This is a genomic window from Streptomyces coelicoflavus (assembly GCF_003112555.1).
GTDB classification, from domain to species: domain Bacteria; phylum Actinomycetota; class Actinomycetes; order Streptomycetales; family Streptomycetaceae; genus Streptomyces; species Streptomyces coelicoflavus.
This window is the reverse complement of record NZ_BEWB01000009.1, coordinates 340,396-354,560: the sequence shown is the minus strand read 5'-3', so window position 1 is coordinate 354,560 and position 14,165 is coordinate 340,396. Positions and strand designations below refer to the sequence as shown.

10 protein-coding genes are annotated in these 14,165 nt (G+C 72.8%); 3 read left to right on the top strand and 7 right to left on the bottom strand.

The window, feature by feature from the left end; translation table 11 throughout:
- The first annotated feature begins 169 nt into the window (after window positions 1-169).
- Together Sco07f_RS23390 and Sco07f_RS23385 are read left to right on the top strand one after the other, a co-directional pair.
- Entirely contained in the window at window positions 170-1,573 is a 1,404-nt protein-coding gene (locus Sco07f_RS23390; protein ID WP_108989086.1) for an FAD-dependent oxidoreductase, read from the top strand.
- Entirely contained in the window at window positions 1,570-2,865 is a 1,296-nt protein-coding gene (locus tag Sco07f_RS23385) for an NAD(P)/FAD-dependent oxidoreductase (RefSeq protein WP_108989085.1), read from the top strand. Before Sco07f_RS23390 ends, Sco07f_RS23385 begins: the two co-directional genes overlap by 4 nt.
- An 85-nt stretch (window positions 2,866-2,950) precedes the next feature.
- Here the strand turns inward: Sco07f_RS23385 and Sco07f_RS23380 are convergent, their stop codons facing one another.
- The gene (locus Sco07f_RS23380) at window positions 2,951-3,850 is read right to left on the bottom strand and encodes a lysylphosphatidylglycerol synthase transmembrane domain-containing protein (protein WP_108989084.1); all 900 of its coding nucleotides are present in this window, start codon (window positions 3,848-3,850) and stop codon (window positions 2,951-2,953) included.
- Window positions 3,851-4,045: 195 nt separating this feature from the next.
- Here Sco07f_RS23380 and Sco07f_RS23375 point away from each other — a divergent pair, with 195 nt between their 5' ends.
- Window positions 4,046-5,926 (top strand): ABC transporter ATP-binding protein, encoded by a 1,881-nt coding sequence (locus Sco07f_RS23375; RefSeq protein WP_167468183.1) that lies wholly within the window; start codon window positions 4,046-4,048, stop codon window positions 5,924-5,926.
- A 42-nt stretch (window positions 5,927-5,968) separates the two neighbouring features.
- On the opposite strand, the gene Sco07f_RS23370 is transcribed toward Sco07f_RS23375, so the two are convergent.
- The 6 genes from Sco07f_RS23370 to Sco07f_RS23345 all read right to left on the bottom strand — a co-directional run bounded on the left by Sco07f_RS23370 (window position 5,969) and on the right by Sco07f_RS23345 (window position 14,117).
- Window positions 5,969-7,750: an ATP-binding SpoIIE family protein phosphatase gene (locus Sco07f_RS23370; RefSeq protein WP_007389195.1), complete on the bottom strand. Its 1,782-nt coding sequence runs from the start codon at window positions 7,748-7,750 to the stop codon at window positions 5,969-5,971.
- Between the two features lie 116 nt (window positions 7,751-7,866).
- Window positions 7,867-9,471, bottom strand: a complete 1,605-nt coding sequence (locus Sco07f_RS23365) for a glycoside hydrolase family 13 protein (protein ID WP_108989082.1) — start codon at window positions 9,469-9,471, stop codon at window positions 7,867-7,869.
- Between the two features lie 144 nt (window positions 9,472-9,615).
- The gene (locus tag Sco07f_RS23360; protein ID WP_007389199.1) at window positions 9,616-10,491 is read right to left on the bottom strand and encodes a carbohydrate ABC transporter permease; all 876 of its coding nucleotides are present in this window, start codon (window positions 10,489-10,491) and stop codon (window positions 9,616-9,618) included.
- An 18-nt stretch (window positions 10,492-10,509) separates the two neighbouring features.
- Window positions 10,510-11,469: a carbohydrate ABC transporter permease gene (locus tag Sco07f_RS23355; RefSeq protein WP_007389200.1), complete on the bottom strand. Its 960-nt coding sequence runs from the start codon at window positions 11,467-11,469 to the stop codon at window positions 10,510-10,512.
- Window positions 11,470-11,536: 67 nt separating this feature from the next.
- Window positions 11,537-12,952 carry an extracellular solute-binding protein gene (locus Sco07f_RS23350; protein WP_007389201.1) on the bottom strand — a complete coding sequence of 472 codons (1,416 nt, stop codon included), beginning with the start codon at window positions 12,950-12,952 and terminating at the stop codon, window positions 11,537-11,539.
- 151 nt (window positions 12,953-13,103) lie between these two features.
- On the bottom strand, window positions 13,104-14,117 hold the full coding sequence (locus Sco07f_RS23345; RefSeq protein ID WP_108989081.1) for a LacI family DNA-binding transcriptional regulator: 1,014 nt from the start codon (window positions 14,115-14,117) through the stop codon (window positions 13,104-13,106).
- Window positions 14,118-14,165: the final 48 nt, after the last annotated feature.

Genomic DNA, 14,165 nt, shown 5'->3' with positions numbered 1-14,165 from the left:
GCCCGCGTCGCCCGGGCGGGACCCGGGCCGCGTCCGCCCCACCGGGGCCGGGCACGCTGGACGCCGAGCGTTTCCCGGGCCGGGGGCAGCGGCAGTCCGGGCCGGCCTCGCGGCGGCCTTCGGGGACGCGTCGTGCCCCGGGCGGTGCGTGGGCCGAAGGGAGCCCCGCATGACCGTCACCGCGTCGGGCACCCTGCCCGTCGAGCCGTACGACGTGGTGGTCGTCGGTGCCGGGGTCGTCGGGTGCGCGATCGCCCGGCGACTGGCACACCACCCGGGCCTGCGGGTCGCCCTCGTCGAGGCGCAGGACGACGTCGGGCAGGGCACCTCCAAGGCCAACACCGCCATCCTGCACACCGGGTTCGACGCCGTGCCCGGCTCGCTGGAGGCCCGGCTCGTGCGGGATGGCTCCCGCGAACTCGCCGCGTACGCCGCCGAGTCGGGCATCCCCGTCGAGCGCGTCGGCGCCCTGCTCGTCGCCTGGGACGAGGAGCAGCTCGCGACGCTGCCCCGCCTCGCCGAGAAGGCCCGGCGCAACGACTGCCACGACACCCGCGTCCTGGGCCCCGCCGACCTCTACGCCCGCGAACCCCACCTCGGACCCGGCGCCCTCGGCGCCCTGCACGTGCCCGGCGAGAGCATCGTCTGCCCGTGGACGACGACCCTGGCGTACGCCGTCCAGGCGGTCCGCGGCGGAGTCGACCTGCACCTCAACTCGCCCGTCGCGCACGCCGGTCACCCGGACGGCGTCCACCGGCTCGACACCCCGCGCGGCCCGCTGCACGCACGGCGGCTCGTCAACGCCGCCGGACTGCACGCCGACACCCTCGACCGGAGCCTCGGGCACGACGACTTCTCCGTCACCCCGCGCCGGGGCCAGCTCGTCGTCCACGACAAGTTCGCCCGCGCCCTCGTCCACCACATCCTCCTGCCCGTCCCCACCGCCCTCGGCAAGGGCGTCCTGGTCGCCCCCACCGTCTACGGCAACGTCCTGCTCGGCCCCACCGCCGAGGACCTGGACGACAAGCGCGACACCGGCTCCACCGCCGAGGGCCTGGCCCGCCTGCGCGAACAGTGCCGCCGCATCCTGCCCGCACTGCTCGACGAGGAGGTCACCGCCGTCTACGCGGGCCTGCGCGCCGCCACCGAGCACGACGACTACCGCATCGCCGCCCACCCCGGGCACGGTTACGTCACCGTCGGCGGCATCCGCTCCACCGGCCTCACGGCCTCCCTCGCCATCGCCGAGCACGTCACCGGCCTGCTCGCCGGCACCGGCCTCGACCTCGGCCCCCGGCGCCCGCTCGAACCGGTCCGCATGCCCAACCTCGGCGAGGCCTTCCCCCGCCCCCACCAGCGGCCCGAACTGGTCGCCGCCGACCCGGAGTACGGCACCCTGGTCTGCCACTGCGAACGCGTCTCCCGGGGTGAGATACGCGACGCCCTCGCCGGGCCGGTCCCGCCGCGCTCCCTGGAGGGACTGCGCCGCCGCACCCGGGCCGGGGCGGGGCGCTGCCAGGGCTTCTACTGCGGGGCGGCGGTACGGGCGCTGTTCGAGGAGGGGCCGGGGTGACAAGTCGACAGGTCGACGTGCTGGTGGTCGGATCCGGGCCCGCCGGGCTCGCGACCGCCGCCCGGCTCGCACGGACCGGCGTCCGCGTCGAGGTCCTGGAGCGCGAGCAGTCACCCGGCGGAGTGCCGAGGCACTGCGCGCACCGGGGCTTCGGCAGCCTGCCGCACGCGCTGACCGGCCCGGCCCACGCCCGTCTCCTCGCCGAATCGGCCGAGCGCGCCGGCGCCCACGTACGCACCGGCGTCACCGCCCTCGACTGGGCGGGCCCGCGCGCCCTCACCACCGTCGGCCCCCGGGGCGCCGAGACCCTCGTCGCCCGTGCCGTCGTCCTGGCCACCGGCGCCCGCGAACGCCCCCGCGCCGCCCGCCTCGTCCCCGGCACCCGTCCCGCCGGCGTGTACACCACCGGCGAACTGCAACAGGCGGTCCACCTGTACGGACAGCGCATCGGCACCCGCGCGGTGATCGTCGGCGCCGAGGACGTCTCCCACGCCGCCGCCGACACCGTACGGGCCGCCGGAGCCGAGGTCGTCGCCCTGGTCACGGAGCTGCCCCGGGCCCCCGCCGCCCCCGTACGGACCGTGACGGCGCGCCTGCGGTTCCGCACCCCCGTCCTCACCGGCACGACGGTCACCGAACTCCTCGGCCGCGGCCGCCTGTCGGGCGTGCGCGTACGCCACCGCGACGGGCGTACGGCCACGCTGCGCTGCGACACCGTCGTGTTCACCGGCGACTTCGTCCCCGACCACGAGCTCGCCCGGCGCGGCGCGCTGACCCTGGACCCCGGTACCCGCGGGCCCGCCGTGGACGGCGCCCTGCGCACCTCGCGGCCCGGCGTCTTCGCGGCCGGCAGCGTGCTGCACGCCGTCGAGAGCGCGGCCACGGCGGCCGGTGAGGGTGCCCACGTCGCGACCGCCGTACGCGACTGGCTCACGGACGGCACGGGACCGGACAGGACGGACCCGACGGACCAGACGGATCAGACGGACCGGAGGGACCCGGCAGACCCGGCAGACCGGTACTGGCCCGCCGGTGTCCCCCTGGTCGCCGACCCGCCCCTGCTGCGCATCGTCCCGAACCGCGTCGCCCCGGCCGACCGCCTCCCGTACCTCCTGCGCACGGCGGTCCCGCTGACCCGCCCGGTCCTGCACATCACCCAGGACGGCCGCCCCCTGCACCGCGAGCGGTTCCCGCTCACCACGGCCGTCCCGCACCGCCCGCTGACGCTGACGGCGCACTGGACGCACCGGGTCGATCCCGGCGGCGGGCCGGTGCACGTCACCGTCACCTGACCCTCCGCCCCTCCGCCCCTCCGCCCCTCCGTCCCTACAAGTCCTGCGTCCCTCCGCCCCTTCGGCCCTGTGCCCCTCGGCCCCCTCAGATCACCCGCAAGCGCACCAGCGCCGCCAACGTCAGCGCCCCCGGCAACAGGGGCAGCCACACCGTCAGCAGCCGGAACGCCAGTACCACCGCCGTGGCCACGGCCGCCGGACCGCCCGCCGCCACCAGCGCCACGACCAGAGCCGCCTCGACCGAGCCGATGCCGCCCGGTGTGGGCACCAGCGCGACCGCCACCGTCGCCGCGAGATACGCCACCGCCAGGTGCCCGGCCGGCACCTCGAGCCCCAGCGACCGCCCCACCAGGACCAGCGCCGACGCCTGCAACGCGGGGAAGGCCAGCGCGCCGCCCCACAGCGCCAGCGCCCGCGCCGGACGGGTGTGCACCGACCGGGCCTCGCCCAGCGCCGTGCGCAGGAAGGAGGCCAGCGCCCCGCGCAGCCGCGGCAGCAGCGCCAGCGCCACCGCCGCCACCACCGGGACCGCGCCCGCGGCGGCCAGCAGCGGGCCCACGGCCGCGTCGGGCAGCAGCGCGCCGAGCCGCAGCGCGCCGGGGAACGCCAGCAGCAGGGCCCCCAGCAGGGCGAGGCGGCCGACGCTCTCCGCCAGCAGATACAGCGCGAGCGCGGCCGAGGAACGGGCGAGCGGCAGCCCGCACACCGTCATGAACCGCAGGTTCACCGCGCTCGCGCCCAGCCCGGTCGGCAGCAGGTGGTTGGCCGCGCCCGCCGCGAACTGCGTGGCCAGCAGCCGCCGCCGGGGCAGCCGCTCCACCACCGCGCCCTGCCGGGTGCAGGCGGCGGCCACCCAGGTCAGACAGGTCGCGCCGGCCGCGGCCAGCAGCCAGGGCCAGCGGGCCGTGGCGAGATGGCCGAACCCGTCGGCCAGCACGGACCGGTGCCGCACCGCGACCACGCCCACCAGGAGCAGCGGAAGCACACACAGCACCCGGCGGACCGGGACCCGGTGCAGGAGTGGCTTCTCGGAGACTCGAACCGCTGTCGTCACACCACAAGACATTCCCCCAGGAGCGCCAACTACGGATGGCCGACGCGCGGACACCTCCTTACGGACCGGGGGACGCGCCGCCGCGCCCTTGACCTCAAGGAAGGTCGAGGTTCTACGGTCGTCCGCATGAGTATGGAGACCACGGCGTGGACGCAGCTCTACAGCGTCATGCACGCCAAAGACGAGCGCCGCCCCTTCGCCCGCGCCACGCTGCGCCGCATCGGCGCGTTCGCCCGCCCGCACCGCCGCCGCATCGTCCGCTTCGTGCTGCTCGGGGTGGCGACCGCGCTGCTCGCCGTCGCCACCCCCGTCCTGGCCGGAAAGGTCGTCGACGCGATCGTGTCGGACGGCGACGAGGGCACGGTCGTGCGCCTCGCCCTGCTCATCGCGCTCATCGCCGTCGCGGAGGCGGTGCTCGGCATCTTCTCCCGCAGGCTCTCGGCGACGCTCGGGGAGGGACTCATCCTCGATCTGCGCACGGCCGTGTTCGATCATGTGCAGCGCATGCCGGTCGCGTTCTTCACACGCACTCGTACGGGAGCGCTCGTCTCCCGTCTCAACAACGACGTCATCGGCGCCCAACGCGCCTTCAGCAACACCCTCTCCGGCGTGGTCAGCAACGTGGTCACCCTGCTGCTCACCCTCGCCGTCATGCTGACCCTGTCCTGGCAGATCACCCTGCTCGCCCTGGTGCTGCTCCCGGTGTTCGTGCTCCCGGCGCGCCGGATGGGCCGCCGCATGGCCCGCATGCAGCGCGAGGCCGCCGCGCTCAACGCCGACATGGGCACCCGCATGACCGAGCGCTTCTCGGCGCCCGGAGCCACCCTGATCAAGCTGTTCGGCCGCCCGGAGGAGGAGTCCGCCGAGTTCGCCGACCGCGCCCGCCGCGTCGCCGACATCGGCGTGCGCACCGCCACCGCCCAGGCCGCCTTCATCACCGCGCTCACCCTGGTCTCCGCGCTCGCCCTCGCCCTCGTCTACGGCCTCGGCGGCTGGTTCGCCCTGCGCGGCACCCTCGACCCGGGCGCCGTCGTGGCGCTGGCCCTGCTGCTGACCCGCCTGTACGCACCGCTCACCGCGCTCGCGGGAGCCAGGGTCGAGGTCATGAGCGCCCTCGTCAGCTTCGAGCGGGTCTTCGAGGTCCTGGACCTGACCCCGCTCATCGACGAGAAGCCCGACGCCCGCCCGGTCCCCGACGGCCCCGTCGCCGTCGAGTTCGACGACGTCCGGTTCGGCTACCCGTCCGCCGACAAGGTCTCCCTCGCCTCGCTAGAAGAGGTCGCCACCCTGGACACCCGCGGCGGCGAAGAGGTCCTGCACGGCCTCTCCTTCCGCGCGGAACCGGGCCAGACGATCGCCCTCGTCGGCTCGTCGGGCGCCGGCAAGTCCACCATCGCCCAGCTCCTGCCGCGCCTGTACGACGCCGACGGCGGCACCGTCCGCGTCGGCGGCGTCGACGTGCGCGAGCTGAGCGCGCGGTCCCTGCGCGACACCGTCGGCATGGTCACCCAGGACGGCCACCTCTTCCACGACACCGTCCGGGCCAACCTGCTGCTCGCCCGGCCCGGCGCCGGCGAGGAGGAGCTGTGGGAGGCGCTGCGCCGCGCCCGCCTGGCCGACCTCGTACACTCCCTGCCGGACGGGCTGGACACGGTGGTCGGCGAGCGCGGTTACCGGCTCTCCGGCGGGGAACGCCAGCGCATGACGATCGCCCGGCTGCTCCTGGCCCGTCAGCGGGTCGTCATCCTCGACGAGGCCACCGCCCACCTCGACAACACCTCGGAGGCCGCCGTCCAGGAGGCCCTCGCCGAGGCACTGCACGGCAGGACGGCCGTCGTCATCGCCCACCGGCTGTCCACGGTCCGCGCGGCCGACCGGATCCTGGTGGTCGAGGCCGGCCGCATCGCGGAGAGCGGCACCCACGAGGAACTCCTCGCGGCCGACGGCCGCTACGCCCAACTGCACCGCACTCAGTTCGACCGGCCCGAACCCGTCAAGGCCGCGTAGACGGGGCGTGGGGACGGGCCGCGTGGACGGCCCGTGGGGACGCTATTGCGGGCCGGCCGCGCCGGCCCGCAACGGCAGGTCCTGCTCCGCCCAGACGACCTTCCCGCCGGGCGTGCGGCACGAGCCCCAGCGACGGCACATCATGTTGATCAGCTGGAGACCGCGCCCGCTCTCGTCGCTCACGTCAGCGTGCTGGATCTGCGGCAGATCGGGACCGGAGTCGGAGACCTCCACGGACAGCCGTTCGTGCCGAAGCAGCCGCAGTTCCCCGGGGGCGTTCCCGTAGCGCAGGGCGTTGCCGACCAGCTCGCTCACCACCAGCTCCGTGGTGTCGACCAGTTCGTCCAGACCCCACCGCTCCAACTGCTCGCGCACCGCCGTACGGGCCTGCCCGGCGGCCTTGCCGTCCGGCGGCAGCGCCCGTACGTACACGTCGCAGTCCGGACCGAGCGGCCGGGCGGACGCGGCCAGCACGATCGCGTCGTCCGACCGGTCGCCGCCCACCCGCTCGGCCACCGCCCGGCACTCCGTGCCGTCCTCGGGCACCCCGCCGCCGACCGCCTCGCGCAGCCGCTCCAGCTGGGTGCCCAGGTCGGCCGTGCGCGACCTGATCAGCCCGTCCGTGTACAGCGTCAGCCGGCTCCGCTCGGGCACCGGCCGCTCGACCGGGTCGTACGGGATCACCCCCGTCCCCAGCGGCGCCCCCGCGGGCACGTCCAGGAACGAGACGGCACCGTCGGGCGCGGTCAGCAGGGGCGGCGGGTGCCCGGCGCTGGCGATGCGGAAGGTGCTGCCGTACGGGTCGTAGACCGCGCACAGACACGTGGCGACCTGGTCCTCCTCCAGGTCGCGGGCGGCCAGGTCGAGCCGGGCCAGCAGCCGCTCGGGCGCGATGTCCAGCGCCATCAGGGTCCGGGCCACCGTGCGCAGCCGGCCCATGGTCGCGGCGGCGGCCAGACCCCGCCCCATCACGTCGCCCACCATCAGCGCGGTACGGCCGCTGGGCAGCGCGACCACGTCGAACCAGTCGCCGCCCACGGCGGCCGGATCGGCGGCCGGGTCGTAGCACGAGGAGACGTCCAGACCCGGGGTGCTCGGGCTGGAGCGGGGGAGCAGCGCCCGCTGGAGGGTGACCACGTGGTCGCGCTCACGCCCGTAGAGCCGGGCGTTGTCGATGTACACGGCGGCCTTGGACGCCAGCTCCATGGCCAGCGCCACGTCGGTCCGGTTGAACGGCGCCCGGTGGCCGGCCCGGACGAAGTCGGCGAGCCCCAGCAGCACCCCGCGGGCGATCAGCGGCACCGCCAGGTAGGAGTGGACGCCCGCCCGGCGCATGATGTCCGACGACTCGCGCGAGGGGGCGATCACGGCGAAGTCCGCACGCGTCATCCGGGACACCAGCACCGGACGGCGGGTGGTGAGACACCGCTGCCCCAGCCGGTCGGCGGTGTGCACCGAGAGCTCGCCCACGGGATCGGGCGCCAGGTTCAGACCCTCGACCTCGGACACCGCCATGGCCCTGAGGCGAGGTGGGTCCCCTCCGGTGGCCCGGTCCCCCTCCTGGAACCGCAGCACCGAGTCGAGAAGGTCCACCGCGGCGCCGTCGGCCAGCTCCGGCACGGTGAAGTCGGCCAGCTCCTCCGCCGTCCGCCGGACGTCGAGCGTGGTGCCGATGCTCAGGTCCGCCGCGTTCAGCCAGGCCAGCCGCCGTCGCGCGCCCAGCGCCTCCGACACCGACCGCAGCGCGCCCCGCGCCGCCCGGTGCCCGCTGACGAGGGGATTCCGGGGGTGGCGCAGCCCGCCCAGCCACGGTCGTTCCCGCACGCGTCGCCTCCTCCCACGGCCTCCTGTCCTGATTCTGCCCTGCCACGGGACGAGCGGCGACGGCGGCACCCCCCGGCGGAGCCCGCTCCGCGCGGAAGGTGCCGTTCCGGTGTGGCTCAGGCGTCCAGCCACACCGCCGTGTCGGACGGCAGCCGGCCGGCCTCGTCCAGGGGCCCGCTGACGAGCAGGACGGCGCCGTGCGCGGGCAGCTCCACCGGCGCGGGGGACAGGTTGACGACGCACACCGGGCCGCCCGCGCGCCGGAACGCGAGGACGCCGTCCGGCGCGGGCAGCCAGTCCAGCGGGCCGTCGCCGAAACCCGCCGTGGAGCGCCGCAGGCGCAGGGCCTCGCGGTACAGCGAGAGCATCGACTCCGGGTCCGCGGCCTGCCGGTCCGCCGCGTACGCCGCCCAGCCCTCCGGTTGGGGCAGCCAGGGCTCGGTCTCCGACCCGAACCCGCAGTACGGCGCGTCGCCGTCCCAGGGAAGGGGGACACGGCAGCCGTCCCGCCCCGGATCGACGCCTCCGGAACGGAAGTGCATCGGGTCCTGGATGCGCTCGCGCGGGATGTCCGCCTCGGGCAGTCCCAGTTCCTCCCCCTGGTACAGGTAGACGGAGCCGGGCAGGGCCAGGGTCAGCAGCGCGGCGGCCCGCGCCCGCAGGGTGCCCAGGGCCAGGTCGGTCGGGGTTCCGAAGGCCTTCTTCGCGAAGTCGAAGCCGGTGTCCGCACGGCCGTACCGGGTCACCGTGCGGGTCACGTCGTGATTGCACAGCACCCAGGTGGCCGGGGCGCCGACGGGCGCGTGCTCGGCCAGGGTGTCGTCGATGCTGCGGCGCAGCAGCTCCGCGTCCCAGGGGCAGGACAGGAAGTTGAAGTTGAAGGCGGTGTGCAGTTCGTCGGGGCGCAGATAGCGGGCGAAGCGCTCGGCGTCGGGCAGCCACACCTCGCCGACGAAGACGCCCCCGTACGCGTCGGCGACCCTGCGCCACGAGCGGTAGATGTCGTGCAGCTCGTCCTGGTCGATGTACGGGTGCGGGTCGACGCCCTCCACGAAGTCCGCGAGCGCGGGATCCTTCGCGAGCAGCGCCGCGGAGTCGATGCGTACGCCCGCCACCCCGCGCTCGAACCAGAAGCGCAGCACGTCCTCGTGCTCCCGGCGCACCTCGGGGTGGGCCCAGTTGAGGTCGGGCTGCTCCGGGGTGAACAGGTGCAGGTACCACTCGCCGTCCTCGACCCTGGTCCAGGTGCGGCCGGAGAACTGCGAGGGCCAGTCGTTCGGCGGCAGTTCGCCGTGCTCACCGCGGCCGGGCCGGAAGTGGAACCGCTCCCGCTCCGCGCTGCCCGGGCCGGCCTCCAGCGCCGCCCGGAACCAGGCGTGCTGGTCGGAGACGTGGTTGGGGACGATGTCGACGATGGTGCGGATGCCCAGCTCCCGCGCCTCGGCGATGAGCTTCTCGGCCTCGCCCAGGGTGCCGAACGCCGGGTCGATGGTGCGGTAGTCGGCGACGTCGTACCCGCCGTCGACGAGCGGTGAGACGTACCAGGGGGTGAACCAGACGGCGTCCACGCCCAGTTCGGCGAGGTGGGGCAGTCTCGCCCGCACGCCCGCGAGGTCACCGGTGCCGTCGCCGTCGCCGTCGGCGAAACTGCGGGGATACACCTGGTAGATGACGGCGTCGCGCCACCAGTCTTCGGTGCGGTGCGAGTTGGGGGCTGCCACGTGACGGTCCTTTCGGGCAGGGTGGATCTTCGCCGCCGGCCCGGACAGAGCGGGGCGTCGGACGGGCCGGCGGCGAAGGTTGACGGGACGAACCGGGGGGGGAGGGGAGGAAGGGCGGGCGGCAGGCGCCCCGCCCCGGAGTCCTCAGCCCTTGAGTCCTCCGGCGGTGAGTCCGCTCATGATGTTGCGCTGGAAGATCAGGAAGATGATGAGCGTCGGCAGCGAGGCCATGGTGAGCGCGGCGATCAGCACGTTCACGGGCACCCCGGTGGACAGCGAGTAGATCCCCACGTTCAGGGTCTGCTTCGCCGGGTCGGGCAGGGTCAGCATGGGCCAGAGGAAGTCCTTCCAGACGCCCACGATCGCGAAGATGGACACCACGCCGAGGATCGGCCGCGAGATCGGCAGCACGATCGACCGGAGCGTGCGCATCGGAGAGGCACCGTCCATGGCGGCGGCGTCGAGCAGCTCCCGGGGGATCGAGTCGAAGAACCGCTTCAGCAGGAAGATGTTGAAGGCGTTGGTGACCGAGGGCAGCCAGATCGCCCACGGCGTGTTCAGCAGGTTGCGCTCGAAGATCGGCACGTCGAGCACCGTCAGGTACTGCGGCACGACCAGCACGGTCGCCGGGATCATCAGCGTCGCCAGCATCAGGCCGAGGATGGCCTTGCCGAAGACCGGCCTGAGCTTGGACAGCGAGTAGGCCGCCGCCACGTCGAACACCAGCTGGAAGGCGAGCGCGCCGAACGCGTAGAACAGGGTGTTCCCCAGCAGACCCGCCAGGTCCATCACGTTCCAGGCCTGTGAGTAGTTGTCGGGCTCGAAGGACTCGGGGACCAGCGTCGGCGGGGTTTGTACGGCTTCCTGGGTGTTCTTGAAGCCGCTGGAGACCATCCAGTACATCGGGCCGAGGAAGACCACGGTGAACAGGGCGACGACGAGGCCGAAGACCACCCAGTACAGCCGTTTCCCGCGGGGCCGGGCGAGCTGGGCCGGTGAGATGAGCGTGCGTGTGGACATCTGTGGTTTCCCCCGGCTCTACTCGTCCTCGGCGCGGCTGAGCTTCACGTACGCCGCCGAGACACCGGCCAGCAGCACGAGGAGCAGCAGGCCGAGGGCCGCCGCGGCACCGTAGTTGTTGAAGTTGAAGGCGTACTGGTAGATGAGGTAGACGACGGTGGTCGTCGAGCCCTCGGGGCCGGCGCCGCCGGTGAGCAGGAAGGGCTCCACGAAGACCTGCATCGTGGCGATGATCTGCATCAGCAGCATCAGCGACAGGATGAGCCGCGTCTGCGGGATGGTGACGTGCCAGATCTTGCGCAGCAGCCCGGCACCGTCCAGTTCCGCCGCCTCGTACAGCTCGCCGGGGATGCCCTGGAGCGCGGCGAGGTAGATGAGCGCCGCGCCGCCCATGTTCATCCAGGTCGACGCGATCACCACGGACAGCATGGAGAGGTCGGGGTCCTGAAGCCACTGCTGCTCGGGCAGTCCGAAGAAGCCGAACACCTCGTTGAGCAGGCCGTAACCGGGGTCGTACAGGTACTTGAACAGCAGCACGGAGGCGACCGGGGGCAGCATCACCGGCAGGTAGACGAGCAGGCGCAAGTACCCCTTGCCGTGCCTCAGCTCGTTGATGACGATCGCGACGACGAACGGCACGGCGAAGCCGAAGACCAGGGCCAGCACGGTGAACAGCGCGGTGTTGCGCCACGCCTGCCAGAAGGCCGGGTCGTTGAAGACCGTCTCCAGGTTCTCCAGGCCGACCCAGGAGACCTCGCCCTGGTCCGTCTTCTGGAAGGCGAGGAAGAACTCCCGGACCATCGGGTACCAGGAGAAGAAGGCGAAGCAGAGAACCGCTCCGATCAGGAAGCCGTGCGCGGTGAGGTTGCGCTTCAGGCTCCTGGCGAACGCCCCGCCGCGCTGGGGCGGTCCGTCCACCGGCGGCTGGGCGTGGCGTGCGCTCGCCGCCTTGCTCGGGGTCAGGCTGGGGGCCGACATCGTCGCTCCTTGGGGCTGATCTCATGGGCCCCGGGGGGCGGTGCGGCCCGCCCCCCGAGGGAGCCGGTCACTGCGTGGCCAGTACCTGGTTGACCTGCTGCTCCGCGGTGGAGAGCAGCTTGTCGATGTCGGCGTCCTCGTTGGTGAGGAGGCCGGACATCAGGTTGTCCAGGACCTTGTAGACCTCCTGGGCCTTCGGCGGCTCGGCCAGGCCCGGGACCGGGTTGTCCATGAACGCCTTGAAGTTCTCGACCGGCATGGTGGAGTGCTCGAGCCGGGCCGCGTCGTCCTTCTTCTTCGACTCGTTCAGCCAGAAGTTGGGCTGCGGGAGGCCCACCGGCAGGTCGTCCTGCTTCTTGCGGGCCCAGTCGAACTGCCCCTTGCCGACGGTGAGGTTCTCGAAGTTCAGCCAGGCGACGGCCGCCTTGATCTTGTCGGAGGAGATGCCCTTCTTGATCATGTAGCTGTTGCCGCCGGCGAGGGTGTTCTTGCCGCCCGGTATCGGGCCCATGCCGAAGTTCTCGTAGTCGGCGCCGAGTTGCTGGACCATGTACGTGACGTCGTCCGGGGCGGCGAGGAACATGCCGAGCTTGTCGGTGGCGACCTGCTTCTGGAGGTCGCCCCACTTGAGCAGCTGGGTCTTGCCCATGCTCTCGTCCTCCCAGCGCATGGCGTGGAGGTTCTCGGCGACCTCCTTGCCCACCTCGTTGTTGAAGGTGGCCTTCTTGCCGCTCTCGTCCACGACGTCGGCGCCGCGGCTGTACATCTGGGCGGTGAAGTGCCAGCCGCCGGTGTTGCCCGCGCTGTACTCGCCGAAGCCGGCGATGCCGTCGCCCAGGCCGGCGATCTTCTTGGCGGCGGTGCGGACCTCGTCCCAGGTGCGCGGCGGGGCGTCCGGGTCGAGCCCGGCCTGCTTGAAGAGCTTGCGGTTGATCAGCAGGCCCATCGTGTAGTTGCTGGTGGGCAGGCCGTAGAGCTTGTTCTCGTGCTTGAGCGAGCCGAGGACGTTCGGGTCGATGTCCTTGAGGGCGGGGACGGTCTTGTCGTTGACGTACGCGGTGATGTCCTCGGCGCCGTCGTTGTCCAGCACCTGGGGCAGGTCGGTGAAGTACGTGTAGAAGACGTCGGGCTGCGACTTGGCCTTGAGCATCGCCGTGAAGCGCGGCGGCTCCAGACACTGGCCGGGCGTGGAGCGGCCCTCGATGGTGACGTTCGGGTAGATCTCGTTGAACGCCTTGACGTCCTCCTGCCACTCCTTCAGCTCGGCCGCCTTCGCCTTCGGCGGCATGCAGTCGATGGTGATCGTCACCTTGGTCTTCGGGTCCAGCGGGGCAGCCGGGTCGGAGGACCCGCTGCCGCCTTCGGAACCGCCGCCGTCGTCACTGCTGCTCGTGCCGCAGGCGGCCAGAGCGGTCAGGGTGAGAGCGGAGACGAGCGTGATGGCGCCGGCACGGCGAGTACGGCGGAACCGAGCACTTCTCATGGGTGGTCCCCTTCGGGCATGAACGTGGAAGGCGCCCCACCGCCGATGCGTTGTGGGGCGCCGCTCACTCAACCACCGTGAACAAGTGAACGCAATATCTCGCGCTGATTTCGTAATTGTTTGACAGTCCGTTGTAGAAGTCGAGGTTCCGCTACCGGGTGGAAACCTGTGCGGTGGAGCCGCGGACGACGAGTTCCGGTTCGAAGAGCAGCTCGCGGTGCGGGACTTCGGTGCCTTGGATCTGTGCGCAGAGGAGGTCTACGGCGGCGCGTCCCATGGCTTCGATGGGTTGGCGGACGGTGGTGAGGGGTGGTTCGGTGCAGGTCATGAAGGCGGAGTCGTCGTAGCCGACGACGGAGACGTCGTGGGGGACGTGGTGTCCGCGGCGGCGGGCTGCGCGGACGGCGCCGAGGGCGAGGGGGTCGCTGGCGCAGATGATGCCGGTGACGCCGCGTTCGAGGAGGCGGGTGGCGGCTGCCTGGCCGCCTTCGAGGGAGAACATGGCCCGCTCCACATGGGTGTCGGGCAGGACGCCGTCCGAGGCCTGCGCGGCCTCGCGGGCGGCCGTCAGCTTCCGCCGCGACGGGATGTGGTCGGAGGGGCCGAGGACGAGACCGATCCGCTCGTGCCCAAGCGACGTCAGGTGCCGCCAGGACTGCCCCACGGCCACGGCGTCGTCGCAGGCGATGCAGGGGAAGCCGAGGTCGGGTATGGAGGCGTTGACGAGCACCACGGGGATGTTGCGCTCGGCGAGCAGCCGGTAGTGGTCGTGCGGGGCGTCGGCCTGGGCGAACAGTCCGCCGCCGGCGAAGACGACCCCCGACACCTGCTGCTGGAGGAGCAGTTCGACGTAGTCGGCCTCGGAGACGCCGCCCTTGGTCTGGGTGCACAGCACGGGGGTCAGCCCCTGCTGCGCGAGCGCGCCGCCGATGACCTCGGCGAACGCGGGGAAGATGGGGTTCTGCAGCTCGGGCAGGACCAGTCCGACCAGACGGGCGCGCTCGCCCCGCAGCTGGGTGGGCCGCTCGTAGCCCAGGACGTCCAGCGCGCTGAGCACGGACTGCCGGGTCGCCGCCGAGACCCCCGGCTTGCCGTTGAGCACCCGGCTGACCGTGGCCTCGCTGACCCCAACCTTCTTCGCCACCTGAGCAAGTCGTCGCGTCACGAACGCAAGACTAGCGCAAGTCTCCGCAAGAGACTTGCGCCAGTCGGT